Below are 24,111 nucleotides of genomic sequence, written 5' to 3'. Positions count from 1 at the left end.
TGGGAGTCCTCGCACAAGATCGACCTGAGCGATGCGGGCCTGCTGCGCGACCTGCAGAAGCGCCAGCTCGATCCGCATCAGCTGGTGCTCGACGGCAGCAACGAGGCGCACAAGGACAAGCCGGACAAGCACAAGGCGAAGGGCTGAGCCGTGATGGCGCGCATCGGGTGGGCGGTGGCATCGCTGCTCCTGGCCAACGCGGCACTGGCGGCGGGCGATGCGGAGTTCGCGATCCGCTGGGATCCCGCCGAGGGCGGCCCCGGTACGCTCGAGGCGATCGCCGAGACCCTGCGGCTTCCCGACGGGAAGCGCAAGACCTTCGTGGTCCGGTACTTCGCGGTGAAGCAGCCGTCCGGCGCGCCCGAAGGCGCCCGCGCGATCGCCCGCGAGCGGCTCTCGGAAGGCCGAATGGAATCGATGTACAAGCTGCGCAGTCCCGTCGCCTTTCCGGCCCACGGGCCGCAGGCCGACTGGCGCTGCCCGTTCAAGGTCGAGGCGAAGCGTCAGAACGAGGTCGACGTCGGCTGGAGCGTCGAGGGCGTGCCGAAGAAGAACTACTCGCGCAGCTGCGAGGTCGGCGGCCACATGGCCGACCTCCTGCCGGCCCGGTTCATGGCCCAGCCGCTGGACTGTGCAAGCAGCATGCTGCGCATGACCTCCGAGCACATCAAGATCGAGCGCTGGAGCCTGCCCGGCGGAAAGCAGGCCTTCGAAGTGTCCGCCAACGGGCACGACACGGAGGCCGACCTGGAAGCCTTCGCCGCCCGGGTGGTTCGACCGTTGCTGGCGCATGGCGTCAGGCCGCTCACGCAAAGCAAGACCCAGTTGGGCAGCAGCTGTTGAGCATGCGGGGCTTGCCGTTCGACGAGGCCGAAGCGCCCGAACGGCCTTGCACCGACCCGGTCGCCCGGGATCAGCTGGCAGGCGCGCGCGCCGCCTCGCCCATCGTGCGGGCCATGTCGCTCACGATCCGGCGCAGCAACTCCGTCGCGGCGGGGGCCAGCATGCGGCCGTGGCGCGAGATCACGTGCGAGCGGCCCTGGTGCAGCAACGGATTCTTCATCGGCAACTCCACGACCTCCGGTATGTCGAGGTGCGGCGGCAGCGACATCCGGGTGCTGAGCGCATAGCCCAGGCCGGCGACGACGAAATAGCCGAGCGCACTGAACGAGGTGGTCGTGAGCAGCGTCGGCAGGCGCACCCCCTCGCCGATCTCGGCCGCCTCGATGTGCTGGCGCACCCCGAAACTCCGCTGCAGCGTGGCGCCCGGATACGGCAGCAGGTCGGCCAGCTTGAGCGGCCGGCCCAGGCGTGCCAGCGGATGCGTCTCGAGCACCAGCGCCTGGATCGGCTGTGGGTGCGAGTGGTGCGAGCGCAGCCGCTCGTCCTTCGGCGGCTGGAACAGGAGGCCGATGTGGGCACGCTCGTCGATCACCCGCCGCACGATCTCGTCACTGCTGCCGACCTCCAGCGAGACCGTGATCGCCGGGTGCGCGCGCATGAAGGCCTGCAGGCTGTTGCGCATCAGCCAGTCGACGTAGCCCTCGCCGGCGACGATGTCGATGTGGCCCCGCTCGACCTTGCGGATCGCATCCATCTGCGCCAGCAGGTGCTGCTTCTGGCTCTGCTGGCGGCGCAGATAGACCGCCAGCAATTCGCCGGCGTCGGTCGGCGCCACGCCGCGTCCGCGCCGCTCGAGCAGCAGCGTGCCGCATTCCTTTTCGAGCAGGCCGACCGCCCGGCTGACGGCCGACGGGTCCATGTCGAGCACCTCGGCGGCACCCCGGACGGATCCGCTTTCCAGCACCTGCATGAAATAGCGCAAGCGCCGCGTGTCCAGCTTGTCGTCCATCCCGCCTCCCCATGAGCGTTGCATTCAATGCAACAAAGATCCTGAATTTTAGTCATTGATGCAATGACTGCTTTCTTTGAGACTCCTGCATCCCCCACTCAGAAGACCGAACTTCCATGACCTCCGCCGCCGCTGCGCTCGCGCCCGAACCGTTGGATTCATCCGCCCCGGGCAAGCTCAAGCTCGTCGCCGTGGCCTTGATCGTCGTCGCCGTCGCCGAACTGATCGGCTCCGCGCAGTTCAAGCTGGGCCCCGGCAAGGTGGTGCTGCTGCCGATGCTGTGGGCCTTGCTGATCGCAGCCGCATGGGGCATCGCCGCCCGCCGGATCCCGTCGGCCGCACGCATCCACACCGGCCTGCAGTCCTACGCGGGCGGCCTGCTCAATGCCGGCCTGCTGCTCTTCATCGTCAAGCTCGGCCTCACGGTCGGCGCCGCCCTGCCCTATGTGCGCCAGGCCGGCTGGGCGCTGGTGTTCCAGGAGTTCGGCCATGCCTTCGGCACCCTGGCGCTCGGCCTGCCGCTGGCCTTGCTGCTCGGCATCAAGCGCGAGGCGGTGGGCGCCACCTTTTCGGTCGGACGCGAGGGCAATCTGGCCATCATCGGAGAGAAGTACGGCATGGCCTCGGCCGAAGGCCGCGGCGTACTGGCCGAGTACATCACCGGCACGGTGCTCGGCGCCCTCTTCATCGCAGTGCTCGCGGGCTTCGTCACCAGCCTGAACCTCTTCGATCCGCGCTCGCTCGCGATGGGCGCCGGCGTCGGCTCGGGCAGCCTGATGGCCGCCGCGATCGGCGCCATCAGCGCCCAGCAGCCGCCCGAGATGGTCAAGCAGCTGACCGCCATCGCAGCCGCATCGAACCTGCTCACCACCGTGGTCGGCTTCTACTTCACCCTGTTCCTGTCGCTGCCGCTGTGCTCCTGGCTCTACGACAGGCTCGAACCGGTGCTGGGGCGCTTTTCGAAGCGCCAGGAGGCCGACACCGAAGTGCTCGCCGACATGACGGGCGTCGCGGCACCGGAGCTGCGCTTCGCCGACAACCTGGTCGCCTGGGTGGTGATGACCGTCGGCGTGATGATCGGCAACCTGCTGTCGTTCAAGGTGCCGCTGCTCCAGTCGCTGATCGGCATGGCGGCGGTCATCGCCGTGGTGCTGGTGGTCGGGCTGGTCAAGCGGGTGGTCCCGAAGATGCCGATGGTGCTGGTGCTGTCGATCGTGGCCACCGTGGCCGGCATTCCCGGCCTGCTGCCGTTCTCCGATGCGCTGATCGCCGTCACCGCCAAGCTCAACTTCCTTGCCTTCACGACGCCGGTGCTGGCGCTGGCCGGCTTCTCCGTCGCCAAGGACCTGCCGATGTTCCGCCGGCTCGGCTGGCGCATCGTGGTGGTGTCGCTGACCGCGACCGCCGGCACCTTCCTCGGCGCGACGCTGATCGCCGAGTTCTTTCACTGATCCCCACCCCAACGGACTGCCCATGTACCTCGAACCCGAGATTGCCGAAGAAACGCGCGCACGAATGCTGGCCTGGCGCCACGACATCCACGCCAACCCCGAGACCGCCTTCGAGGAGCACCGCACCGCCAACGTGGTCGCCAACGCCCTGATGCTGATGGGCATTCCGGCGCACCGGGGCCTGGCCGGCACCGGCGTGGTCGGCACCCTGACGAACGGCGAAGGCCCCAGCATCGCGCTGCGCGCCGACCTCGACGCGCTCAACATGACGGAGCTCGGCGAGCGCGCCCACAAGTCGACCTGCGCCGGCAAGATGCACGGCTGCGGCCACGACGGCCACACCGCGATGCTGCTCGGCGCCGCCGATCACCTGGCCCGTCACAAGCCTTTTCGCGGCACCGTGCACTTCATTTTCCAGCCTGCCGAGGAGAACGAAGGCGGCGGGCGCAAGATGGTCGAGGAAGGCCTGTTCGACCGGTTCCCGGCGGACGCGGTCTACGGCATGCACAACTTCCCCGGCATGCCGCGTGGCCAGTTCGGGATCCGCACCGGCACCATGACCGCCTACCTCGACACTTTCGAGATCGTGATCACCGGCCGCGGCTGCCATGGCGCGATGCCCGAAACCGGCATCGACCCGGTGATGATCTCGGCCCAGCTCATCAACGCACTGCAGACCATCGTGAGCCGGCGGGTCGGCGCCACCGAGTCGGCGGTGGTCAGCGTGACGCAGATCCACGGCGGCGACACCTGGAACGTGGTGCCCGAGACGGTGGTGCTTCGCGGCACGGCGCGCACGCTCGATGCGGCCATCCAGGACCAGGTCGAGGCCGCGATGAACCAGATCTGCGCCGGCATGGCGCAGACCCACGGCGCCGGCGTGGCACTGAAGTACATGCGTGGCTATCCGGGCGTGGTGAACACGGTCGACGAGACGGCGGCCGCGGTCGCCGCAGCCGCCAGCCTGGTCGGCGAGGCGCAGGTCCATACCGACATCAAGCCGGCGATGGGCTCGGAAGACTTCGCCTTCATGCTGCAGAAGCGGCCCGGCGCCTACATCGGCATCGGCGCCGGCGAAGGTCCGAACGACCCGCCGGTGCACAACCCCTACTACGACTTCAACGACAAAATCCTGCCGCTGGGTGCGGCCTACTGGGTGGCACTGGTCAAGCAGCAGCTGGCTGCTGCATAGTCCGACCATGCTCTCCGTCTTCGACATCTTCAAGGTCGGCATCGGTCCGTCGAGTTCCCACACGGTCGGCCCGATGCGGGCGGCCCTGATGTTCGCAGGCGCGCTCGAGCGCGATGGGCTGCTGGCGCGCACGGCGCGGGTGCGGGTCGACCTGCACGGCTCGCTCGGCGCCACCGGGCGCGGCCACGCGACCGACGTGGGCGTGATCCTCGGGCTCTTCGGCGAAGCGCCGGACAGCGTCGACCCGGCCGCGGTGCAGCCTCGGATCGAGGCCATGCGGCGTTCCGCAACGCTGCTGCTGCTGGGCCGCCAGCCGATCGGCTTCGACCCCCTGCGAGACATTCGCTTCCTCGGCGAACAATCCCTGGCCGAGCATCCCAACGGCATGCGCATGGTCGCACTGGACGCGGCCGACAACATCCTGGCCGACCGCTGCTACTTCTCGGTCGGCGGCGGCTTCGTGGTCGAGGGCGGCGCCGAGCCGGCGCCCGCCGGGGCCTGCGGCGCCCTGGTCTGGCCGCACCCCTTTCGCACCGGCGACGAACTGATCTCCCAAGCGCAGGAGCGCGGCCTGTCGGTGGCCCAGCTGATGCTCGCCAACGAGAGCGCCTGGCGCCCGCCAGCCGAGGTGCGCGCGGGCGTGCTGCGGCTCTGGGCCGCGATGCGGCAATGCGTGCAACGCGGCTTCGGCATCGACAACCCGGGCGCCGCCGGACGCCTGCCCGGCACGTTGAACATCCGCCGCCGCGCCCCGCAGCTTCACCGCGAACTCCTCGCGCGCGACGCCGGCGCCGGGGCGGCCGACCCGCTCGCCGCCATGGACTGGGTCAACGCCTTTGCCATGGCGGTCAATGAGGAGAACGCGGCCGGCGGCCGCGTCGTGACCGCGCCGACCAACGGCGCAGCGGGCGTGATCCCCGCAGTGCTGCACTACTACGAGAAGTTCTGCGCCGGTGCCTCGGATGACGGCATCGTCGACTTCCTGCTCACCGCGGCCGCGATCGGCCTGCTCTACAAGACCAACGCCTCGATCTCGGGCGCCGAGGTCGGTTGCCAGGGCGAAGTCGGCGTCGCCTGCTCGATGGCGGCCGGGGCGCTGGCCGCCGTCCTCGGCGGCACGCCGGCCCAAGTCGAGAACGCGGCCGAGATCGGCATGGAACACAACCTCGGCCTCACCTGCGACCCGGTCGGCGGGCTGGTGCAGATCCCCTGCATCGAGCGCAACGCGATGGGCGCGGTCAAGGCCATCAACGCCGCGCGGCTGGCGCTGCGCGGCGATGGCAGCCACTACGTGTCGCTCGACGCCGTCATCAAGACCATGATGCAGACCGGCGAGGACATGAAGTCGAAGTACAAGGAGACTTCGCTGGGCGGGCTGGCGGTGAATGTGGTCGAGTGTTGAGCGAGACCCATCGCCGCCGCGGCCGGCCGGGCCGCTATGGCTCGAACGCGAGGTAGACCCGGCCGCCCTCGATCTTCACCGGGTAGGTGCGCAGGTCTTCGGTGAGAGGCGCGCACATCGCCTTGCCGGTGCGAACATCGAAACGTCCCTGGTGCAGCGGGCATTCGATTTCGTGGCCTTCCAGGAAACCGTCGCACAGCCTCGCGTGGCCGTGGGTGCAGATGTTGTCGGTGGCGCGGATGCCGTCCTCGGTGCCGTACAGGGCGATGTCCCTGCCCTGCACGTCGATGCCCACCACATCGTCGGTGGGCACGTCCTCGACCGCGGCAGCGTCTATCCATGTCACGGTGTGCATGTCGTTCAGCCTTTGTGCAGCAAGTTTCAGTTGTCCGGCTTGAGGCCGGCGCGTTCGATCACGGGCTTCCAGCGGCGCAGTTCTTCGTCCATGAACTTGGACAGCGCCTCGGGCGTGCTGCCGACGGGGTCGAAGTACGCGGTCTGCAAGCGCTTTTGCGTTTCGGGATCCTTCAGGACGGCCGCGATCTCGCGGCTCATGCGCTGCACGACCTCGGGCGGCGTGCCCTTGGGTGCCATGTAGGCGAACCATGGCACGGCCTGGATGTCGGGCAGGCCCGATTCGCGCAGCGTGGGCAGATCGGGCAGCAGCGCCGAACGCTCGGCCGAAGTCACGGCCAGGGCCTTGAGCCGCCCGGCCTTGACCTGCGGCATCACCGTCACCGGCGGCAGACAGGCGTACTGCACGTCGCCCTGGACGAGGGCCGTGACGGCCTGGCCCGAGGACGCGTACGGAATGTGCACGGCGAACGACTGGGTCTTGAGCTTGATCAGCTCCACGCCCAGGTGCGAGATCGAGCCGTTGCCCGTCGACGCGAAGTTGAACTTGCCGGGGTACTGCTTCATGGCCGCGAGCCAGCCCTTGACCGAGTCGACGTTCATCGAGTTTGAGGCCGCACACACGTTGGGCGTGGTGGCGGCCAGCGACACCGGCACCAGGTCCTTGAAGGGGTCGTACGGCAGAGTCTTGTAGAGCACCGTGTTGTAGACCAGCGGCGCGTTCACCGACAGCAGGAAGGTGTAGCCGTCGGCCGCTGCCTTCGAGGCCAGGTCGGTGCCGGTATTGCCGCCGGCGCCAGGCTTGTTGTCGACGATCAGCGGCTGGCCGATGCGCCCGGAGAGCTTTTCGTTGACGATGCGGGCCAGGATGTCGGGCGACGAGCCGGCCGCGAACGGCACCACGATGCGGATCGGGCGTTGCGGCCACGCCTGCGCATGCGCGGCGTTGCCGGCGAGCACGGCACAAGCGATGGCCGCGAGGGCCCGGAGGCTGACGTGCTTCATGCGCGCACCTCCACATCGACCATTCCGAGATGGTCCTGCTGCTCTCGGGCGATGAACCCTGCGATCAGTGCGCGGTAGCAGGCCTCGACCACCTCGGGATAGGCGCCCTCCTTCTCGGCCAGCGCCTTGACCTTGTCGATCACCTCCTGCTGGCGCTGCGGCGCCGACACCTGGAAAGCGTCGCGCTTGAAGCGCGCCGCATCCTTCACGTAGCGGCCGCGCTCGGCCAGCAGCGCGACGATCTTGCGGTCGAGTGCGTCGATGTTCTCGCGCACCTCGGCGAGGTTGGCGCACAGAGGCTGATAGGCGGGGTCGACAAAGCGCCGCAGCGGCGCACCGTGTGTCTCGGGTTCTTTTTGCATGTCAGATCGGATAGATGATGGAGTTGGGGATCATTTCGCTGTCGAAGACGCACAGGCGCGAGGCGAACTTCAGTCCGTCCGGCGTCGGCACCACGGCATCGATGTAGCGCCCGACATTGAACACGGTCGAGGGTTCGTCGAGCTTGGTGCGGAACACCGCGTAGTTGGCCTCGCTGTGGATCGTGCCGTCGTCGTCGACCGCGTGCACGGTCGGCAGGCCGACCACGTGGCGCTGATAGTAAGGGTCATGGAACAGCGTCTCGCGAATGCCGTAGACGCGGTCTTCGAGCATGCCCCGGCTCTCGAACGAGAGCGTCGCCAGCGGCAGGCCGCGGGCATGGTTCTCGCGCGGCTGCAGGCGGTAGCTGCACTGCTCGGTGAAGAATCCGGGCCACAGGTCCCATTGGCCCGAATCGACGGCATGCGCATAGGCGGCGTAGAGGCGCGCCAGTTCGAGGAAGGTGTCAGCGTCCAGTTTCATGCTTCCATCACCTCGCGCCAGTAGCGGTACATGCCGCGGATCAGCGTCTCGGTCACCATGTGGTCGGTGTTCTCGACCTCGCGGCCACCCAGCTCGGCGAGCGTGCGATGACTGGGCCGCTGCTCGAAGCCCTGCTGCGAGAACTCGATCACCTCGCCGTCGTCGGCCGAGACGAAGCCGGCCGGGCCGAACAGGTTGGCCTGGCGCAGCCGGCGCTGCGTCATTTCTTCGGTGTCGTCCTCGAAGCCGAAATGGGTCCAGACGAAATCGAAGGCATCGTGGCCCACGGGCTGGATGTGGCGCGTGGAGACGCTGTTGACCTGCTGCTGCAGGATCAGGCTCGGGAACAGCGTCATCATGACCGCGGTCGGCCCGCCCCACCAGGGCTCGGGCACGATGTCGAGGAAGCGCGGGTCCTTGAGCTGCATGCTCTCCTTGAAGCTCGACACCTGCGTCACCTGCGCGGCCTTGCCTGCGTTGCCGCGGGTGGAAATCATCGCGGCGTGGCGGCCGCGTGCATCCATCTTGAGCTCCGACTTGTTGTCGGCGCGCCAGAGGCCGAAGGTGACGAACCAGGTGTGCAGCAGGCCCGGATGGTACGGATCCTTGATGTTCTCCTGCATCAGCTTCCAGTTGCCGGGAATGCGCTGGCGGCTGTAGCCGAGGATCTTGAGCTTGCGGCCGTCGAACAGGCGGTCGAAGTAGTGCAGGATGTCGGGGCCCAGGAAGTCCTCGAACGACTCGACCTCATGGTCGAAGGACGCGAAGACCACGCCCCCGCGCGACGCCACCTTGAGCTTGTTGAGGCCGTGGTCCTCGACCTTGAAGTCGGGGGGCATGCCGCCATGCACCTTGCCGTCCTGCTTGACGCCACGACGAAAGGGCACACCCTGCAGGTCACCCTTGAGCGTGTAGTTCCATTGGTGGTAAGGGCAGACGAACTCCTTGCGATTGCCATGGCGCTCGCGGCAGAACTGCATGCCGCGGTGGGCGCAGACGTTCTCGAAAACGTGGATCGCGCCCTCCTCGTCGCGCGACATGACGACCGACCGCTCGCCGATCGCCGTGCGCTTGAAATCGCCCGGGTTCGGAATCTCGGCTTCGAGGCCGACATAGCACCAGTGCTTCTCGTAGAAGAAGCGCTGCAGTTCCTTCTTGTGCAGCGCCTCGTCGGTATAGGCCATGAAGGGAATGCGGCTGGTCTTGTCGCTCTCCCAGCGCAGCGCAATGGGAAATACGGCCTCGGCGGTCATGGGAGGGCTCCTTTTCTGGTTTTCATTTCAGCTGCCTTGCAGGTAGAAGGCATCGGCATGGGTCTTCTCGGGCGCAAGGCCGCGACCGCGCACCCACTGGGTCACGGCCTCGACCATCGGCGGCGATCCGCAAAGGTAGGCGCGCCAGCCATCGAGGCTGCCGGGCCAGTCGGCACGGATCGCATCGGTGATCAGGCCCAGGCGCTGGCCATCGCGTGCGGGGCCGCTGACGACCACCACGTGCACCTTGAGGCCGGCATGGAGCGACTGCAATTCGCGCAGCGCATCGAGGCCGTAGACATCGGCATCGGAGCGCACACCGAGATAGAGATGGATCGGCTGGGTGAGGCCCGCCGCGATCGCGCCCCGCACGATGGACAGAATGGGCGCCAGTCCAGTGCCGCCCGCCGCGCAGAGCATGGGGCCGGCGTGCTTCGTGCGCAGGTAGGCCGTGCCCAGCGGCCCGCTCACCCGCACCGCGTCGCCGACGCGAAGCTGTTCGAAGATGTGCGCGGTCACCCGCCCGCCGGGCACCCGGCGCACATGGAACTCGAGCTCCGCGTCGCGGCTCAGGCCGGCCATCGAATACGGCCGTGCCAGGCCCGCCGCGAACTGCAACTGCGCGTACTGGCCCGGCGAGAACTCCAGCGGCCGGTTCGGCTTCAGCCGCAGCCGGCGGATGTCATGCGTGAGAACGTCGACGCCGGTCACCGTGGCCTTGAGGATGCGCGCCGGATGCACCACCACCTCGTCGGACTCGGGAATCTCGATGGTGCAGCTTTCGGTCAGCGTGCTCTGGCAGGCCAGCACGTAGCGCTCGCCCTGCGCGTCGGGGCGGATGGCGTCCTGCCCCGCATCGAGCACCTGGCCCGACACCACCTTGCAGCGGCAGGTGCCGCAGCGCCCGGACATGCAGCTGTACGAAACCGGCACATGGTGCTCGCGCAGCACCTCCAGCAGGTTCGAGCCGGGGCGGACCTCGAGGGTGTGTCCAAGGGGGTGAATGCGCAGATCCATCGTCGGGGTTCTCGTGGCGATCTTTCGGGGCCGGTGTGTCTCTCTGGGGAGGGATGATGCGGGCTCGATTCAAATTGACCAATAGAATCTGGTGAATCATCTTCATCACCGATATGAATAAAGGTAGGCATGCAGCTCAAGGACATCGACCTCAACCTGCTGCTCGTGTTCGACCGCATGCTGGCCGAGAAGCGCGTGTCGGCAGTTGCCGCATCGCTCGGGCTTTCCCAACCCGCCATCAGCAACGCCTTGGCGCGACTGCGCAAACTGCTCGGCGACGAGCTCTTCCTGCGCACCGCGCGCGGCATGGAGCCCACCCCGTTCGCCCTGCAGCTGGCCGAGCCCGTGGCCTATGCCATGGGCGCGCTGCACACGGCCCTCAACCAGCAGGTGGTGTTCGACCCCGCCACGAGCACGCGCAGCTTCACCATTGCCATGACCGACATCGGCGAGATCTACTTCACGCCGAGGCTCATGGAAGCGCTGTCGCTCGCGGCGCCGGGCGTGACGATCAGCACGCTGCGCAACAACACCACGACCAGCCTGCGCGATGAACTGGAGACCGGCCACGTGGACATCGCCATCGGCCTGCTGCCACAGCTCAAGGCCGGCGTGTTCCAGCGCCGTCTGTTCCGCCAGAACTACGTGTGCCTCTTCTCGGGCACGCACCCGCTGGCGCGCAAGCGCAGCGTGTCGTTGAAGGACTTCGGTGCGGCCGACCATGTGCTGGTGCAGGCTGCCGGCACCGGCCACGGCAAGGCCGACGATGTGATGGCGGGGCAAGGCATCCAGCGGCGCATCCGCCTGCGGGTGCCGCACTTCGTGGCCATCGGCCACATCCTGCGCTCGAGCGAGATGATCGCCACCGTGCCCGAGCGCCTGGCGCAGAGCATTGCCGAGCCTTTCGGGCTGGTGTGGCGCCCTCACCCCGTGGCGCTGCCGCAGATCGCCATCAACCTTTTCTGGCACGCCAAGGTGCACCGCGACCCGGGCAACCAGTGGCTGCGCGGCCTGCTGTTCGACAACTTCGCGGATGGCGATTGACCGGCGCGGGATTCAGGCCCGCAAAGGCCATCGTTCCAACACCACATGGCGGCCCTGGCCGATGAGACTTCGAACCAGGACGAACTCGCGCGCCGTCCATGCAATGGGAGCCACCGATTGCTCCGGCATGGCGTGCGTGTCGCGAAGCAGCGTCAGATGGGGCGTGAAAGCTCGCTTGTCGGCCGCCACGCCGTGCACGCCCAGCGCAACGCCCAGGTTGAAGCGAAACACCTGCAGCGCCTGCATCGGCTGGCGCCCCATCAAGACGTGCGGGTGCTTGTTTCCCTTCCCGGCCTTGAAGCTCGTGATCAGGTCGAAGCTCACATCGAACGCCGGACTGTCCAGGGTTGCCGCCGCGCGTTGGGCACGGGCCACGAGGTCGGGCAACGCGTCGGCAGGGCCCAGGTGATACAGGGTGACATGCAACCGGTCCATCCCGGTCGGCGGTGTCCTCAGGCCATGGTCGGCGCGCAAGCGAGCGGCGAGCGCGACCGCCCGGGCGGCGGCGGCGGCATCCGGCTGAAGGGCGAAGAACAGGCTGTCCATCGCCCTTCGCTCACTCCCATTCGATCGTCGCCGGCGGCTTGCTGCTCACGTCGTAGGTCACGCGGTTGATCCCGCGCACCTCGTTGATGATCCGCCCCGAAACCTTCTTGAGCAGCGCATAGGGCAGCTCGGCCCAGTCGGCGGTCATGAAGTCGCTGGTCTGCACCGCGCGCAGCGCCACCACGTAGTCGTAGGTGCGGCCATCGCCCATCACGCCCACGCTCTTGACCGGCAGGAACACCGTGAAGGCCTGGCTCGTGAGGTCGTACCAACTCTTGCCGCTGGCCGGGTCGATGAAGTTGCGCAGCTCCTCGATGAAGATCGCGTCGGCGCGGCGCAGCAGTTCCGCGTATTCCTTCTTGGCCTCGCCAAGGATGCGCACACCCAGGCCCGGCCCAGGGAACGGATGGCGATACACCATCTCGGGCGGCAGGCCCAGCGCCACGCCGAGTTCGCGCACCTCGTCCTTGAACAGGTCGCGCAGCGGCTCCAGCAGCTTCAGGCCCAGTTGCTCGGGCAGGCCGCCGACGTTGTGGTGGCTCTTGATCGTGACCGCCTTCTTGCTCTTGGCGCCGCCCGACTCGATCACGTCCGGATAGATGGTGCCTTGGGCCAGCCACTTCGCCCCCTTGGCGCCGGCGCTGGTGAGCTTGGCCGCCTCCTGCTTGAACACCGTGACGAACTCGCCGCCGATGATCTTGCGCTTGGCTTCGGGGTCGCTCACGCCGGCCAGCTTGCCCAGGAAGAGCTCGCTGGCATCGACGCGGATCACCTTGGCGTGCAGCTGGCCGACGAACATGTCCATCACCATGTCGCCCTCGTTCAGCCGCAGCAGGCCGTGGTCGACGAAGACGCAGGTCAGCTGGTCGCCGATGGCGCGATGGATCAGCGCCGCGGCCACCGACGAGTCGACGCCACCGGAGAGACCAAGGATCACCTCCTCGTCGCCCACCTGCTGGCGAATCGCTTCGACCGCCTCGGCGATGTGGTCGCGCATGACCCAGTCCGGACGTGCACCGCAGATGCCGAGCACGAAGCGCTCGAGGATCGCATGGCCCTGCTGCGTGTGCGTGACTTCGGGATGGAACTGCACGGCGTAGAAATGCCGTTCTTCATCGGCCATGCCGGCAATCGGGCAACTGTCGGTCGAGGCCATCAGCTTGAAGCCCGGCGGCAGTTCGGTGACCTTGTCGCCATGGCTCATCCAGACGTTGAGCATGCCGTGCCCCTCGTCGGTCGTGAAGTCGGCGATGTCGCGCAGCAGCTCGGTGTGGCCGCGCGCGCGCACTGCCGCGAAGCCGAACTCGCGCTTGTGGCCGCCCTCGACCTTGCCGCCCAACTGGTGCGCCATGGTCTGCATGCCGTAGCAGATGCCGAGCACGGGCACGCCGAGCTCGAACACCGCCTGCGGCGCCTTGTCGGTGGTGTCCTCGTAGACGCTGGCATGGCTGCCGGAAAGGATCACGCCCTTGAGCTTGCCGTCCTTGGCGAACTCGCGCACCCATTCGTCGGTCACGTCGCAGGGATGGACCTCGGAGAACACATGCGCCTCGCGCACGCGGCGCGCGATCAGCTGGGTGACTTGGGAGCCGAAATCGAGGATGAGGATCTTGTCGTGTTGCATGGAGAAGACTCAGAGCGTTGAAATGTCGAAGAGGCGGACGCCCGCCTGCGGCGCCGCCTGGATGAGTTGCTCGTCGAAGGTGGCGAGCGGAAGATCGAGCGAACGTGCGAGCCACAGGTAGCCCGCGTCGTAGAGCGAGACACCGGCATCGATGGCCACCGCGAGCACCGCCTTGTGCTGGGCCGGTGCCAGTTCGTGCAGTTCGACGCGATGGCGGATGGCGTCGAGCACGCTCCACAGGCCTTCGACCGCGGACGGCGGAATGCGGCCGCTGCGCACGCCATTGGCAAGGATGTTCGCGCACTCCCATTGCCAGGCATTGGGTGCCTGCGGTTCGACCTCGTCGCGGCGAATCGCGGCGTACAGCTTGCGGGTGTGTTCGCTGGCCTGGTCGGGCAGCAGCCAGGCCGAGGTGACCGAGGCATCCATCACGAAGGCGGTCATGACGCGCGCCCTTCGTCGCGCAAGGCGCGCACTTCGGGACCCGGCCGGATGGTGGCGTGGAGCGCGTCGATCTGGCCCAGTTCGCGCGCGATCTGCTCGTCGGTGATGACCGGCTTGCGCCGCACCGGCAGCATGCGCACGACTTCCTTGCCGTGGCGTGTGATGCGCACCTCTTCGCCCTTCTCGACCAGGTCGATCAGGGCCGAGAAGTTGTTCTTGGCTTCGGAGATGCCGAGGGACTGCATTTGGGCCAGAAGAAAATAATCTGGCCCGAATTCTAGCGCAATCTGGCTTGACTTCTAATATCTGGCCAAATTGGGCTCAGGCCGGCGCCGGGCCGCCCCAAGGCGGCCTGCGGCCCCCTCGGGGGGCAGCGACCCACACGCAGTGGGGGAGCGTGGGGGCTATTTACTCAGCCCTGTAGTTCGGGGCTTCCTTGGTGATCTGCACGTCGTGCACGTGGCTCTCGCGAATGCCCGCCGTGGTGATCTCGACGAACTCGGCCTTGTTCTTCATGTCCTCGATCGTGGCGCAGCCGCAGTAGCCCATGCTGGCGCGCAGCCCGCCGGACATCTGGTAGACGATCGACACCATCGAGCCCTTGTACGGCACGCGGCCCTCGATGCCTTCCGGAACCAGCTTGTCGGCGTTCGGGTTGCCGGTGCTCGACTCCTGGAAATAGCGGTCGGCACTGCCCTGCTGCATCGCGCCGATCGAGCCCATGCCGCGGTAGCTCTTGTAGCTGCGGCCCTGGAACAGCACGATCTCGCCGGGCGCCTCTTCGGTGCCGGCGAACATGCCGCCCATCATCACGGTGCTGGCGCCGGCCGCGATGGCCTTGGCGATATCGCCCGAGTAGCGCACGCCGCCGTCGGCGATCAGCGGCACACCCGTGCCCTGCAGCGCGGTGGCGACGTTGTCGATCGCCATGATCTGCGGCACGCCCACGCCGGCCACGATGCGGGTGGTGCAGATGGAGCCCGGGCCGATGCCGACCTTGACCGCGTCGGCGCCGGCATCGGCCAGCGCGCGCGCGGCATCGCCGGTGGCGATGTTGCCGCCAATGACGTCGACCTGCGGGTAGTTGTTCTTGACCCAGCGCACGCGCTCGATCACGCCGGCGCTGTGGCCGTGCGCGGTGTCGACCACGATGGCGTCGACGCCGGCCCTGACCAGCGCCTCGACGCGCTCCTCGGTGCCCTCGCCCACACCCACCGCAGCGCCGACGCGCAGCCGGCCGCTGGCATCGCGCGCCGCGTTCGGGAAGCTGGTCTGCTTGGTGATGTCCTTGACGGTGATCAGGCCCTTGAGCTCCCAGGCTTCGTTGATCACCAGCAGGCGTTCGAGCTTGTGCTTGTTGAGCAGCGCCTTGGCATCGGCCAGCGTGGTGCCGTCGGGCACCGTGATGAGCCGGTCGCGGCGGGTCATGATCTCGCTGACCGGCACGTCGTAGCGGCTCTCGAAGCGCAGGTCGCGTCCGGTGACGATGCCGACCACCTTGCCTGCGTCGCAGACCGGAAAGCCCGAGATGCCGAGCTGGTCCGACAGCGCCATCACCTGGCGCACGGTGTGGCTCGGGGTGATCACGACCGGGTCGCGCAGCACGCCGGATTCGTAACGCTTCACCTTGGCCACTTGCGCCGCCTGCTCGGCGGCCGTGAGGTTCTTGTGGACGATGCCGATGCCGCCTTCCTGCGCGATGGCGATCGCGAGGCGGGCTTCGGTCACGGTGTCCATCGCCGCGGAAACCAGCGGCAGATTGAGCGTGATGTTGCGGGAGAGCCGGGTGGCGAGGGAGGTGTCCTTGGGCAGGACCTGGGAGAACGCTGGCACCAGCAACACATCGTCGAAGGTGAGCGCTTTGCCGAGAAGGCGCATGGGTGAAGCTCCAAAAGATGGATTGTAACGACGGCCCGACGCCCGGGCTGGCGAAGGGATTCGCGCTTCCGGCCCGCAGGTGGCCCACGGCGCGGCCCAATGCCGGACTGAGCGTTGCAAAAATGCCAGTAGTCAGGTTGCAAAACGTAAGGCGGCGCTAAACTTCCGCCCATGAAATTCGCGCAGTTGCTCCTCGCCGGGTCCGTGTTTCTGCTGCCCCTGGGTGCGCACGCCCAATGGCAGTGGCTCGACAAGGACAACAAGAAAGTCTTCAGCGACCAGGCCCCGCCGCCCGAGGTGCCCGAAAAGAACATCCTGCGCCGGCCTGGCCCGCCGCCCAAGCGGCTGAGTTTCAGCGCACCGCCAGCGGCCACCGATGTCGCTGCCGCCCCTGCGGCCGACCCGCAGCCGCCCGCGCCCGCCAGCAGCGCCAAGGGTGCCGGCGTCGACAAGGAACTCGAGGAAAAGGCGCGCAAGGCCGAAGAGGCCGAAAAGGCCAAGCAGGCGGCCGAAGCCCAGAAGCTTGCGCAGGCCAGGGCCGAGAACTGCAACCGGGCGCGCCAGGGCAAGGCGACCATGGACAGCGGCATCCGCGTGGCGCGCGTCAACGCCCAGGGCGAGCGCGAGATCATGGACGACGACGCCCGCGCGAAAGAGCAACAGCGCCTTCAATCCATCATTGCGGCCGACTGCAAGTAGGCTCCCTGCGCTTCACCGCTTTCTCGGCCGGCGCAGACAGGCCCGTTCGTGAAACACCGCGGAACCGGCTTTGCCGGGCCGCCGGTGTTGCCCCCGGTAGGGGGTGGGCGCCCGACACGCAGTGCGGGCAACCTGGGGGCGAGCTCAGTACCCGGCCTTACCGCCTTTTCGGCGGTGCGCAAAGAGGCCCGTACCGCGCGCGCCCTGCTGGCGGAACCGCTCGCGCCGCGCCACCTTCGGGTCCACCGTGAGCGGGCGGCACAGTTCGACGCGGTCGAGGTCACTCACGATGTGGGTCCATTCGACCGCCCTGCCCCAGATCCCCGGCGTCGTCGAGGCCCAGTCGAATTGCGGGAACGCCTGCGACAGGCCGCTCGCGAGCACCGCGTCGCGGACCGTCGCGCCCTCGGCCAGCTCGAGGACCTGCTCGAAGGTCTCGCGCGGCGCCGGCGAACAGGCGACCGTGATCCTGGGCATCACGCAGCGCCGTAGGCCTGCTCGGCGCGCTTCACGAAGGCCTCCACCAGGTTCGAGGCGACCTTGTCGAACACCGGGCCGACCAGCGCCTGCAACGCGAAGTTGCTGAAGCCGTAGCTCAGGTTGAGTTCGACCCGGCAGGCGCGCTCGCCCGCTTCGCCGACCGGCGTGAAGGTCCAGATGCCGTCGAGGTTCGAGAACGGGCCGTCGACCAGTTTGAGATGCACCTCGCGGCCCGCCACATGGGTGTTGCGGGTGGTGAAGCTGTGGTGGAATCCGCTGAATGCGAGGCCGACCTCGGCCGTCATGCCGAGCTCGTCCTCTTCGATGACCTTGGCGCGGTCGCACCACGGCAGAAACTCGGGATATTTCGCCACGTCGGTGACGAGCGCGTACATCTCTTCGGCGCTGTACCAGATAAGAACGGACTTGTGGACTGTTTTCATAGAATCGGCACCGCGTGCGCGACGGATTGTATTGAAGCCATGCAGCCCTCACCTGAAACACCATGGCCACCAAAAAGAAGCAAGACCCCTCCTCCCGCATCGCCGACAACAAGAAGGCGGCCTACAACTACTTCTTCGAAGAACGCTTCGAGGCCGGCATGGTGCTCGAAGGCTGGGAGGTCAAGTCGCTGCGCGAAGGCAAGGTGCAACTGACCGACGGCTACGTCGTCATCCGCGATGGCGAGCTCTACGTCATCGGCTGCCAGATCAACCCGCTGCGCTCGGCCTCGACGCACGTCAACCCGGATTCGGTGCGCACGAAGAAGCTGCTGCTGCACAAGGAACAGATCCGTCGCCTGATCGGCAAGGTGGAGCAGAAGGGCTACACGCTGGTGCCGCTGAACCTCCACTGGAAGGCCGGCAAGGTCAAGTGCGAGATCGCGCTGGCCAAGGGCAAGGCGGAGCACGACAAGCGCGACACCATCAAGGACCGCGAAGGCAAGCGTGAGGTCGAGCGCGCCATGAAGAGCCGCAGCCGTTGAAGTTTTTTTCGAGGCGCATGGAATAAACGCCGTGCCGGCGGCGTTCGTGTAGCAGGTACACAGCCATGGATCAACGCGCCCTCGTCCCCCACATCCCGAGCCTGCGGCGCTATGCCCGTGCGCTGACCGGCGATGCCTGGGCGGCCGACGACCTGGTGCAGGACACGCTGGAGCGCGCCTGCGGCAAGTGGCGCCTCTGGATCCTGGGAACCGACCTGCGAGCCTGGCTTTTCACGATCATGCACAACCTGTTCGCGAGTCAGCGGCGGCGTGCGCCGGCCCTCGCCCCGGTCGATCTCGACGACGTGGCGCACGAGCTGCGCGCCGTCGACTCGCAGCGCGACCAGGCGATCGATCTGCAGCGCTGCCTGCTGTTGCTGCCGGAGGAGCAACGCGCGGTGCTGCTGCTGGTCGCGCTCGAGGATCTTTCGTACGCCCAGGTCGCGAAGGTGCTCGGCATTCCCGCCGGCACCGTGATGTCGCGCCTGTCGCGCGCACGCGCCCGCCTGCAGGCCCTGATGGACGAGGTGCCGCCGGTGTCGAACCGCGCCGCCTTGCACCGGATCAAGTAACCGGCCTCCCGACATGCACACCCCGCCTCCGCCCCCCGCCGACGCAGACCTGCACGCCTGGCAGGCGCAGCGCGACGCGCTGCGCCGCTTGCATCGCGAGGTGCTCGACGAGCCCGTCCCCGCGGCGCTGCTGCAAGCCGCGGGACAGGTCCCCGGACGGCGTACGGCCGAGGGCCGCTGGCTGCGCTGGGGCGGGATGGCGGCGGCCGTGGCGATCGCCTTCGGTGCCGGCTGGATGGGCAATTCCCACTGGCTGCGAGCGACCGGCGACCCGGCCCGCCTGGCCCGCTCCGCACCGGGCGCCTTCGAGTTCGTGCATGCGGCGGCCGTCGCGCACGCGGTCTACGCGCCCGAGAAAAGACATCCGGTCGAGGTGGCTGCCGCCGAGCAGCAGCACCTGATCCAGTGGCTCTCCAAGCGCCTCGACCGCCCGTTGAAGCTGCCCGATCTGTCGGCCCAGGGCTACACGCTGGTCGGTGGGCGTCTGCTGCCGGGCAGCCAGGGCCCCAGGGCACAGTTCATGTTCGAGCGGGCCGACGGCGAACGGGTCACGCTCTATGTCGGGAGCCTGGCCGACACGACAGCGTCCGCGTCGGGCGAGACCGCCTTCCGCTTCGCGACCGAAGGCCCGGTGGCCAGCTTCTACTGGGTCGATCGCGGCTTCGGCTACGCTTTGGCGGGTGCGTTGCCGCGCGACGCCTTGCTGGGTCTGGCCACCGCGGTGTACCGGCAGCTCGACCGCGGCGGCGGATAGACTGCCCGGGCTGCATTCCGTTTTTTTTAACCGAAGGAGAAATCTTCATGAAACTGCTCAGCGCCTCGATTCTTGCCGTTGCCCTGCTCGCCGGCTGCGGCAGCATGTCCGGCAAGGCGCCGGACACTCCGACCCGCACCGCCGATGGCGTGCTGATCGGCCCGACCGGCATGACGCTCTACACCTTCGACCGCGACGTCGTCGGCAGCGGCAAGTCGGCCTGCAACGGTCCCTGCATCACCGCCTGGCCGGCGCTGACGGTGGCCGACTCGGCCAAGCCGATGGGCCCTTACACCATCATCGTGCGCGACGACGGCGCCAAGCAGTGGGCCTACAAGGGCGCCCCGCTCTACTACTGGTCGAAGGACACCAAGGCCGGCGACAAGACCGGCGACGGATTCAACGGCGTCTGGAAGGTGGCTCGCCCCTGAGGCCCGGCGCGCCTGAAGGGCGCGTCCATGCAAAAGGCCGGCCATGCGCCGGCCTTTTTCATTCGTGGCTCGGGGGCAGCGCCCCACACCAAGTGGGGGAGCGTGGGGGCCCAGGCCGGCGCCGGGCCGCCCCAAGGCGGCCTGCGGCCCCCTCGGGGGGCAGCGACCCACACCACGTGGGGGAGCGTGGGGGCCCGTTCAGTGCGCCGCCGGCAGGGCTCGCCTGGAAGCTTCGCGTCGGTCGCGAAGGCCCAGCAGCTCGTTGAAGACCAGCGCGCCGATCACCAGCGCGCCGCCGGTCAGCACGCTGGGCTCGGGCTTCTCGCCGGCCCCGATCCAGGCCAGCGCGATACCGAAGATGACTTCCAGCAAGGCCAGCAGCGCCACCTCCGGCGCCTTGAGCACCCGCGCGCACAAGACCGACAACACGCAGGGAATCGCGAGCTGGAACAGCCCGAGGAAGGCCAGCAGGCCGAGGTCGCGCGCATTGGCCTGGAACGGCCAGGCCAGCGGCAGCGTGACGAGCGTGGAGATCGCCGCACCGATGAGCACCGCCGGCACCAGGTCGATGTCGTGGCCCTTGGCATGGGCGTGCTGCACCACGGTCCAGTTGCAGGCGCCGGCCAGCGGCACGCACAGCGCCACCAGGGTGCCGAGCAGTTGCCCTTCGCCCAGCTGCGTGCCGTACATCCAGCCGATGCCGAGGCCGGCCACGACGATGGCCGCCCAGGTCCGGGCCGGCAGCTTGTGGCCGATGAAGATCCTGGCGCCGAGCGCGGTCAGCAGCGGCCCCAGTGCCATCGTCACCAGCACATTGGCGACGCTGGTCAGCGTGAGCGCGACCATGAAGGCCGTGAACATCACGCTCCAGCAGACGCCGGAGATCCACAGTTCGCGGCCGCCGCGGCGGACCTTCGAGAACACCGCGCGACCCTGCCAGAGCGGCAGGATCACGGCCAGCGACAGCAAGGTGAAGAAGCTGCGCCAGAAAGTCACCTCGAAGCTGCGCGCATGCTCGAGGTGACGCGTGACCACGCCGGCCGTGGCCCACATCAGCGTGACGCCGACCATGAGCCACACGGCCCGTCCATGAGTCAAACCAGGTTTGCTCATGGCGCTCGAACTTAGTCGCGCGAAGCGCGCTTGCGCTCGTGTTCCTTGAGGTAGCGCTTGCGCAGGCGCACGCTCTTCGGCGTGATCTCGACCAGTTCGTCGTCCTCGATGAACTCGACGCCGTATTCCAGCGTGAGCTCGATCGGCGGCGTGATCTTGATCGCGTCTTCCTTGCCCGAGACACGGAAGTTGGTCAGCTGCTTGGTGCGCGTGGCGTTGACCACCAGGTCGTTGTCGCGGCTGTGGATGCCGACGATCATGCCCTCATACACCGGATCGTTGGCCCGCACGAACATGCGGCCGCGATCGTCCAGCTTGCCCAGCGCGTAGGTGAAGATCTCGCCGTCGTCCATGGAGATCAGCACGCCGTTCTTGCGGCTGCCGATGTCGCCCTTGAACGGCTCGTACTTGTCGAAGATGTTCGAGATCAGGCCCGAGCCGCGCGTCAGATTCAGGAATTCGTTGGTGAAGCCGATCAGGCCCCGTGCCGGAATCCGGTACTCGAGGCGCACGCGGCCGCGGCCGTCCGGTTCCATGTTGACCAGCTCGCCCTTGCGCTCGCCCAGCGCCTGCATCACGCCGCCCTGGTGCTGGTCCTCGATGTCGGCGGTGACCAGTTCGATCGGTTCGTGCTTGACACCGTCGATGTCGCGGAACACCACGCGCGGCTTGGACACGGCCATTTCAAAGCCTTCGCGCCGCATGTTTTCCAGCAGGATGGTCAGGTGCAGTTCGCCCCGGCCCATGACTTCGAAGATGCCTTCCTCGTCGGTCTCCTTGACGCGCAGGGCCACGTTGTGCTGCAGCTCTTTCTGCAGCCGGTCCCAGATCTGGCGGCTGGTGACGAACTTGCCTTCGCGGCCCGCCAGCGGGCTGGTGTTGACGCAGAAGTTCATGGTCAGGGTCGGCTCGTCGACCTTGAGCATGGGCAGCGGCGCCGGATTCGACGGGTCGGAGATGGTCACGCCGATGCCGATGTCGGCAATGCCGTTGATCAGCACGATTTCGCCCGGACCGGCCTCGGTGGCCTGCACGCGTTCGAGGCCCTGGAAGGTCAGCACCTGGTTGACGCGGCCCTTGATGGACTTGCCGTCCGGACCTTCCATCACCACGACGTCCATCATCGGCTTGATCGTGCCCTGGCTGATGCGGCCGACGCCGATGCGGCCGACGAAGGTCGAGAAGTCGAGCGCGGAGATCTGCAGTTGCAGCGGTGCGTTGGGGTCACCCTTCTGCGCGGGCACGTGCTTCAGGATGGTGTTGAACAGCGCCGACATGTCGGGGCCCCATTGCTCACCCTGCGCACCCTCTTCCATCGACGACCAGCCATTGATGCCCGAGGCATAGACCACCGGGAAATCCAGTTGCTCATCGGTGGCGCCGAGCTTGTCGAACAGGTCGAAGGCGGCGTTCACCACGTAGTCGGGGCGCGCGCCGGGCTTGTCGACCTTGTTCACCACCAGGATCGGCTTGAGACCGAGGGCCAGCGCCTTCTTGGTCACGAAGCGGGTCTGCGGCATCGGGCCTTCCTGCGCGTCGATCAGCAGCACCACGCCGTCGACCATGCTCAGCGCACGTTCGACTTCACCGCCGAAGTCCGCGTGGCCGGGGGTGTCGACGATGTTGATGTGCGTGCCTTCCCAGGTCACGGCGCAGTTCTTGGCCAGGATCGTGATGCCACGTTCCTTTTCGATCGCGTTGTTGTCCATCACGGTGTCGACCACCTTCTCGTGCTCGGCAAAGGTGCCGGACTGGCGCAGCAGTTGGTCGACCATCGTGGTCTTGCCATGGTCCACGTGGGCGATGATGGCGATATTGCGAATCTGTTGGGTCATGGTGTCGCTTCGGTCAAAAGTAATGTCTGCTGGATTTCGATGGGGCTCAGCAGCCGCCCCGGGATCAGTTCGCCGGCCTTCACGTGGGCCGTGCCCAGGAAGGCCTCGGGCTCGTGGCCGAACACGGCCACCGCCGGCGCATCGGCCCATTCACCGCGCCGGCGCAGGCCGGACAGGAAGCGCCCGGCATCTTCGGCGCCGAGCGTGACGCGCGTGTGATCGGCCACCAGCGCTTGGGTCGGCAGCAGGCGGGCCAGCCGCTCCTCCTCGTCCATGGCTTCGAGCGCTTCGAGCGTCACGCATTGCGAGGCGTCGAAGCCGCCGGTGGCGGTGCGGCGCAAGGAAGTCAAGTGGGCGCCGCAGCCCAGCGCCTCGCCGATGTCCTCGCCGAGGGTGCGGATGTAGGTGCCCTTGCTGACGGTCGCCTGGATGCGGATGTCGGTATCGGAAGTCGATGCGAGCGCGAGCTTGTAGATCACGACGTCGCGCGGCGCGCGCTCGATCTCGATGCCTTCGCGCGCGTATTCATACAGCGCCTTGCCGTCTTTCTTGAGCGCGCTGTGCATCGGCGGCACCTGGCGGATCGGGCCGGTGAACTGCGCCTGCACGCGCACCAGATCGTCCGCGCTCACGGCGACAGGCCGCTCGGCGATGACCTCGCCCTCGGCGTCGCCGGTGGCGGTCTTCACGCCCAGGCGCGCGGTGGCCTCATAGGTCTTGTCGGCGTCGAGATGGAGTTGGCTGAACTTGGTCGCCGAGCCGAAGCACAACGGCAAGACGCCCGTCGCGAGCGGATCGAGCGTGCCGGTATGTCCCGCTTTTTCGGCGCGCAGCAACCACTTGGCCTTCTGCAAGGCCTGGTTGCTGGAGAGACCCAGCGGTTTGTCGAGCAGCAACACCCCATGCACAGGGCGCCGCTGCACCCGTGTGCGTGGCGCGTTCATCTTCAGTCGTCTTTGGAACGGGAAGCGACGGCCTGCGCGATCAGCGCATTCATGTCGGCTGCACGTTCGGTCGTGCGGTCGAACTGGAAATGCAGTGTCGGCACCGTGTGGATGTGCAGGCGCTTGAACAGGCCGTTGCGGAGGAATCCGGCGGCCTGGTTCAAGGCTTCGGTGGTCTCGACCGGATCGCCCACGAGCAGGCTGAAGAAGACCTTCGCGTGCGCGTAGTCGGGCGTGACCTCGACCGCCTGGATCGTGACCATGCCCACCCGCGGGTCCTTGAGTTCTCGCGCGATCAACTCCGTCAGATCGCGCTGGATCTGATCGGCGACCTTGAAGGCGCGGTTCGGGGCTGCGGCTTTGCGTTTGGGCATGGTCGGCGTCGCTTCGTTC

The 24,111-nt window shown here is 67.5% G+C and carries 28 protein-coding genes; 10 read left to right on the top strand and 18 right to left on the bottom strand.

The genetic code is table 11. The features are described 5' to 3' along the window. Positions 1-150: 150 nt before the first annotated feature. Positions 151-843, top strand: a complete 693-nt coding sequence (locus AB4Z46_RS29245; RefSeq protein ID WP_442287061.1) for a hypothetical protein — start codon at positions 151-153, stop codon at positions 841-843. A gap of 70 nt (positions 844-913) precedes the next feature. Here AB4Z46_RS29245 and AB4Z46_RS29240 read toward each other — a convergent pair whose 3' ends face one another. Then, complete coding sequence (locus AB4Z46_RS29240) at positions 914-1,852, bottom strand: LysR family transcriptional regulator (RefSeq protein ID WP_442287060.1); 939 nt, start codon at positions 1,850-1,852, stop codon at positions 914-916. Positions 1,853-1,968: 116 nt separating this feature from the next. Between AB4Z46_RS29240 and AB4Z46_RS29235 the strand changes: the two genes are divergently transcribed. The 3 genes from AB4Z46_RS29235 to AB4Z46_RS29225 are packed head-to-tail and all read left to right on the top strand — an operon-like array spanning position 1,969 to position 5,897. Then, entirely contained in the window at positions 1,969-3,303 is a 1,335-nt protein-coding gene (locus tag AB4Z46_RS29235; RefSeq protein ID WP_442287059.1) for a DUF3100 domain-containing protein, read from the top strand. A gap of 22 nt (positions 3,304-3,325) precedes the next feature. Beyond that, entirely contained in the window at positions 3,326-4,495 is a 1,170-nt protein-coding gene (locus AB4Z46_RS29230) for a M20 aminoacylase family protein (protein ID WP_442287058.1), read from the top strand. Positions 4,496-4,502: 7 nt separating this feature from the next. Continuing rightward, positions 4,503-5,897 (top strand): L-serine ammonia-lyase, encoded by a 1,395-nt coding sequence (locus AB4Z46_RS29225; RefSeq protein ID WP_442287057.1) that lies wholly within the window; start codon positions 4,503-4,505, stop codon positions 5,895-5,897. A gap of 34 nt (positions 5,898-5,931) precedes the next feature. Here the strand turns inward: AB4Z46_RS29225 and AB4Z46_RS29220 are convergent, their stop codons facing one another. The 6 genes from AB4Z46_RS29220 to AB4Z46_RS29195 are packed head-to-tail and all read right to left on the bottom strand — an operon-like array spanning position 5,932 to position 10,369. Beyond that, positions 5,932-6,252, bottom strand: a complete 321-nt coding sequence (locus AB4Z46_RS29220) for a non-heme iron oxygenase ferredoxin subunit (protein ID WP_442287056.1) — start codon at positions 6,250-6,252, stop codon at positions 5,932-5,934. A 26-nt stretch (positions 6,253-6,278) separates the two neighbouring features. Beyond that, positions 6,279-7,256: a Bug family tripartite tricarboxylate transporter substrate binding protein gene (locus AB4Z46_RS29215; protein WP_442287055.1), complete on the bottom strand. Its 978-nt coding sequence runs from the start codon at positions 7,254-7,256 to the stop codon at positions 6,279-6,281. After that, positions 7,253-7,618 (bottom strand): chorismate mutase, encoded by a 366-nt coding sequence (locus AB4Z46_RS29210; RefSeq protein WP_442287054.1) that lies wholly within the window; start codon positions 7,616-7,618, stop codon positions 7,253-7,255. Before AB4Z46_RS29210 ends, AB4Z46_RS29215 begins: the two co-directional genes overlap by 4 nt. A gap of 1 nt (position 7,619) precedes the next feature. After that, positions 7,620-8,099, bottom strand: coding sequence for an aromatic-ring-hydroxylating dioxygenase subunit beta (locus tag AB4Z46_RS29205; RefSeq protein ID WP_442287053.1), 480 nt, complete (start codon positions 8,097-8,099; stop codon positions 7,620-7,622). Further along, the gene (locus tag AB4Z46_RS29200) at positions 8,096-9,352 is read right to left on the bottom strand and encodes an aromatic ring-hydroxylating dioxygenase subunit alpha (protein WP_442287052.1); all 1,257 of its coding nucleotides are present in this window, start codon (positions 9,350-9,352) and stop codon (positions 8,096-8,098) included. The genes AB4Z46_RS29205 and AB4Z46_RS29200 overlap by 4 nt, the downstream gene beginning before the upstream one ends. A gap of 27 nt (positions 9,353-9,379) precedes the next feature. After that, complete coding sequence (locus AB4Z46_RS29195; protein ID WP_442287051.1) at positions 9,380-10,369, bottom strand: 2Fe-2S iron-sulfur cluster-binding protein; 990 nt, start codon at positions 10,367-10,369, stop codon at positions 9,380-9,382. 129 nt (positions 10,370-10,498) lie between these two features. Between AB4Z46_RS29195 and AB4Z46_RS29190 the strand changes: the two genes are divergently transcribed. Continuing rightward, positions 10,499-11,413, top strand: a complete 915-nt coding sequence (locus AB4Z46_RS29190; protein ID WP_442287050.1) for a LysR family transcriptional regulator — start codon at positions 10,499-10,501, stop codon at positions 11,411-11,413. Positions 11,414-11,425: 12 nt separating this feature from the next. On the opposite strand, the gene AB4Z46_RS29185 is transcribed toward AB4Z46_RS29190, so the two are convergent. From AB4Z46_RS29185 to guaB, 5 genes are all read right to left on the bottom strand, one after another. Next, positions 11,426-11,959, bottom strand: coding sequence for a 2'-5' RNA ligase family protein (locus tag AB4Z46_RS29185; RefSeq protein ID WP_442287049.1), 534 nt, complete (start codon positions 11,957-11,959; stop codon positions 11,426-11,428). Between the two features lie 10 nt (positions 11,960-11,969). Beyond that, positions 11,970-13,583 (bottom strand): glutamine-hydrolyzing GMP synthase, encoded by a 1,614-nt coding sequence (gene guaA, locus AB4Z46_RS29180; RefSeq protein ID WP_442287048.1) that lies wholly within the window; start codon positions 13,581-13,583, stop codon positions 11,970-11,972. Positions 13,584-13,592: 9 nt separating this feature from the next. Continuing rightward, the gene (locus tag AB4Z46_RS29175) at positions 13,593-14,027 is read right to left on the bottom strand and encodes a type II toxin-antitoxin system VapC family toxin (RefSeq protein WP_442287047.1); all 435 of its coding nucleotides are present in this window, start codon (positions 14,025-14,027) and stop codon (positions 13,593-13,595) included. Next, positions 14,024-14,272 carry a type II toxin-antitoxin system Phd/YefM family antitoxin gene (locus tag AB4Z46_RS29170; protein WP_442287046.1) on the bottom strand — a complete coding sequence of 83 codons (249 nt, stop codon included), beginning with the start codon at positions 14,270-14,272 and terminating at the stop codon, positions 14,024-14,026. Before AB4Z46_RS29170 ends, AB4Z46_RS29175 begins: the two co-directional genes overlap by 4 nt. Positions 14,273-14,435: 163 nt before the next feature. Next, positions 14,436-15,905 (bottom strand): IMP dehydrogenase, encoded by a 1,470-nt coding sequence (gene guaB / locus AB4Z46_RS29165; RefSeq protein WP_442287045.1) that lies wholly within the window; start codon positions 15,903-15,905, stop codon positions 14,436-14,438. Positions 15,906-16,076: 171 nt separating this feature from the next. On the opposite strand from guaB, the gene AB4Z46_RS29160 reads away from it, so the two are divergent. Continuing rightward, a complete protein-coding gene (locus AB4Z46_RS29160; RefSeq protein ID WP_442287044.1) occupies positions 16,077-16,604 on the top strand; it encodes a DUF4124 domain-containing protein in 528 nt (175 codons plus the stop codon). A 144-nt stretch (positions 16,605-16,748) separates the two neighbouring features. Here AB4Z46_RS29160 and AB4Z46_RS29155 read toward each other — a convergent pair whose 3' ends face one another. Then, complete coding sequence (locus AB4Z46_RS29155) at positions 16,749-17,081, bottom strand: RnfH family protein (protein WP_442287043.1); 333 nt, start codon at positions 17,079-17,081, stop codon at positions 16,749-16,751. Next, positions 17,081-17,527, bottom strand: coding sequence for a type II toxin-antitoxin system RatA family toxin (locus AB4Z46_RS29150; RefSeq protein WP_442287042.1), 447 nt, complete (start codon positions 17,525-17,527; stop codon positions 17,081-17,083). Before AB4Z46_RS29150 ends, AB4Z46_RS29155 begins: the two co-directional genes overlap by 1 nt. A 62-nt stretch (positions 17,528-17,589) precedes the next feature. Between AB4Z46_RS29150 and smpB the strand changes: the two genes are divergently transcribed. From smpB to AB4Z46_RS29130, 4 genes are all read left to right on the top strand, one after another. After that, positions 17,590-18,069 (top strand): SsrA-binding protein SmpB, encoded by a 480-nt coding sequence (gene smpB, locus AB4Z46_RS29145; RefSeq protein WP_442287041.1) that lies wholly within the window; start codon positions 17,590-17,592, stop codon positions 18,067-18,069. Between the two features lie 65 nt (positions 18,070-18,134). Further along, positions 18,135-18,641 carry an RNA polymerase sigma factor gene (locus AB4Z46_RS29140; RefSeq protein ID WP_442287040.1) on the top strand — a complete coding sequence of 169 codons (507 nt, stop codon included), beginning with the start codon at positions 18,135-18,137 and terminating at the stop codon, positions 18,639-18,641. Positions 18,642-18,654: 13 nt separating this feature from the next. Beyond that, positions 18,655-19,395, top strand: coding sequence for an anti-sigma factor family protein (locus AB4Z46_RS29135; RefSeq protein WP_442287039.1), 741 nt, complete (start codon positions 18,655-18,657; stop codon positions 19,393-19,395). Positions 19,396-19,442: 47 nt separating this feature from the next. After that, a complete protein-coding gene (locus AB4Z46_RS29130; RefSeq protein ID WP_442287038.1) occupies positions 19,443-19,826 on the top strand; it encodes a COG4315 family predicted lipoprotein in 384 nt (127 codons plus the stop codon). 198 nt (positions 19,827-20,024) lie between these two features. Here AB4Z46_RS29130 and AB4Z46_RS29125 read toward each other — a convergent pair whose 3' ends face one another. From AB4Z46_RS29125 to rbfA, 4 genes are read right to left on the bottom strand one after another with little or no spacing between them, the layout of a single operon-like run. Beyond that, positions 20,025-20,939, bottom strand: a complete 915-nt coding sequence (locus AB4Z46_RS29125; RefSeq protein WP_442287037.1) for a DMT family transporter — start codon at positions 20,937-20,939, stop codon at positions 20,025-20,027. Positions 20,940-20,950: 11 nt separating this feature from the next. Continuing rightward, positions 20,951-22,774 carry a translational GTPase TypA gene (gene typA / locus AB4Z46_RS29120; RefSeq protein WP_442287036.1) on the bottom strand — a complete coding sequence of 608 codons (1,824 nt, stop codon included), beginning with the start codon at positions 22,772-22,774 and terminating at the stop codon, positions 20,951-20,953. After that, on the bottom strand, positions 22,771-23,718 hold the full coding sequence (truB, locus tag AB4Z46_RS29115) for a tRNA pseudouridine(55) synthase TruB (RefSeq protein WP_442287035.1): 948 nt from the start codon (positions 23,716-23,718) through the stop codon (positions 22,771-22,773). The genes typA and truB overlap by 4 nt, the downstream gene beginning before the upstream one ends. Before the next feature lie 2 nt (positions 23,719-23,720). After that, positions 23,721-24,092, bottom strand: a complete 372-nt coding sequence (rbfA, locus tag AB4Z46_RS29110; protein WP_093107543.1) for a 30S ribosome-binding factor RbfA — start codon at positions 24,090-24,092, stop codon at positions 23,721-23,723. Between the last annotated feature and the right edge of the window lie 19 nt (positions 24,093-24,111).

Source organism: Variovorax sp. M-6 (genome assembly GCF_052114385.1).
Classification (GTDB): domain Bacteria; phylum Pseudomonadota; class Gammaproteobacteria; order Burkholderiales; family Burkholderiaceae_C; genus Variovorax.
Note: the sequence above shows the minus strand (reverse complement) of the source record. Positions and strands in the feature narration are given on the sequence as shown.

Excerpts from the sequence above, each read along its gene's own strand:
- AB4Z46_RS29240 (WP_442287060.1), bottom strand. The coding sequence starts at position 1,852 with ATGGACGACAAGCTGGACACGCGGCGCTTGCGCTATTTCATGCAGGTG.
- AB4Z46_RS29235 (WP_442287059.1), top strand. The coding sequence starts at position 1,969 with ATGACCTCCGCCGCCGCTGCGCTCGCGCCCGAACCGTTGGATTCATCC.
- AB4Z46_RS29230 (WP_442287058.1), top strand. The coding sequence starts at position 3,326 with ATGTACCTCGAACCCGAGATTGCCGAAGAAACGCGCGCACGAATGCTG.
- AB4Z46_RS29225 (WP_442287057.1), top strand. The coding sequence starts at position 4,503 with ATGCTCTCCGTCTTCGACATCTTCAAGGTCGGCATCGGTCCGTCGAGT.
- AB4Z46_RS29220 (WP_442287056.1), bottom strand. The coding sequence starts at position 6,252 with ATGCACACCGTGACATGGATAGACGCTGCCGCGGTCGAGGACGTGCCC.
- AB4Z46_RS29215 (WP_442287055.1), bottom strand. The coding sequence starts at position 7,256 with ATGAAGCACGTCAGCCTCCGGGCCCTCGCGGCCATCGCTTGTGCCGTG.
- AB4Z46_RS29210 (WP_442287054.1), bottom strand. The coding sequence starts at position 7,618 with ATGCAAAAAGAACCCGAGACACACGGTGCGCCGCTGCGGCGCTTTGTC.
- AB4Z46_RS29205 (WP_442287053.1), bottom strand. The coding sequence starts at position 8,099 with ATGAAACTGGACGCTGACACCTTCCTCGAACTGGCGCGCCTCTACGCC.
- AB4Z46_RS29200 (WP_442287052.1), bottom strand. The coding sequence starts at position 9,352 with ATGACCGCCGAGGCCGTATTTCCCATTGCGCTGCGCTGGGAGAGCGAC.
- AB4Z46_RS29195 (WP_442287051.1), bottom strand. The coding sequence starts at position 10,369 with ATGGATCTGCGCATTCACCCCCTTGGACACACCCTCGAGGTCCGCCCC.
- AB4Z46_RS29190 (WP_442287050.1), top strand. The coding sequence starts at position 10,499 with ATGCAGCTCAAGGACATCGACCTCAACCTGCTGCTCGTGTTCGACCGC.
- AB4Z46_RS29185 (WP_442287049.1), bottom strand. The coding sequence starts at position 11,959 with ATGGACAGCCTGTTCTTCGCCCTTCAGCCGGATGCCGCCGCCGCCGCC.
- guaA (WP_442287048.1), bottom strand. The coding sequence starts at position 13,583 with ATGCAACACGACAAGATCCTCATCCTCGATTTCGGCTCCCAAGTCACC.
- AB4Z46_RS29175 (WP_442287047.1), bottom strand. The coding sequence starts at position 14,027 with ATGACCGCCTTCGTGATGGATGCCTCGGTCACCTCGGCCTGGCTGCTG.
- AB4Z46_RS29170 (WP_442287046.1), bottom strand. The coding sequence starts at position 14,272 with ATGCAGTCCCTCGGCATCTCCGAAGCCAAGAACAACTTCTCGGCCCTG.
- guaB (WP_442287045.1), bottom strand. The coding sequence starts at position 15,905 with ATGCGCCTTCTCGGCAAAGCGCTCACCTTCGACGATGTGTTGCTGGTG.
- AB4Z46_RS29160 (WP_442287044.1), top strand. The coding sequence starts at position 16,077 with ATGAAATTCGCGCAGTTGCTCCTCGCCGGGTCCGTGTTTCTGCTGCCC.
- AB4Z46_RS29155 (WP_442287043.1), bottom strand. The coding sequence starts at position 17,081 with ATGCCCAGGATCACGGTCGCCTGTTCGCCGGCGCCGCGCGAGACCTTC.
- AB4Z46_RS29150 (WP_442287042.1), bottom strand. The coding sequence starts at position 17,527 with ATGAAAACAGTCCACAAGTCCGTTCTTATCTGGTACAGCGCCGAAGAG.
- smpB (WP_442287041.1), top strand. The coding sequence starts at position 17,590 with ATGGCCACCAAAAAGAAGCAAGACCCCTCCTCCCGCATCGCCGACAAC.
- AB4Z46_RS29140 (WP_442287040.1), top strand. The coding sequence starts at position 18,135 with ATGGATCAACGCGCCCTCGTCCCCCACATCCCGAGCCTGCGGCGCTAT.
- AB4Z46_RS29135 (WP_442287039.1), top strand. The coding sequence starts at position 18,655 with ATGCACACCCCGCCTCCGCCCCCCGCCGACGCAGACCTGCACGCCTGG.
- AB4Z46_RS29130 (WP_442287038.1), top strand. The coding sequence starts at position 19,443 with ATGAAACTGCTCAGCGCCTCGATTCTTGCCGTTGCCCTGCTCGCCGGC.
- AB4Z46_RS29125 (WP_442287037.1), bottom strand. The coding sequence starts at position 20,939 with ATGAGCAAACCTGGTTTGACTCATGGACGGGCCGTGTGGCTCATGGTC.
- typA (WP_442287036.1), bottom strand. The coding sequence starts at position 22,774 with ATGACCCAACAGATTCGCAATATCGCCATCATCGCCCACGTGGACCAT.
- truB (WP_442287035.1), bottom strand. The coding sequence starts at position 23,718 with ATGAACGCGCCACGCACACGGGTGCAGCGGCGCCCTGTGCATGGGGTG.
- rbfA (WP_093107543.1), bottom strand. The coding sequence starts at position 24,092 with ATGCCCAAACGCAAAGCCGCAGCCCCGAACCGCGCCTTCAAGGTCGCC.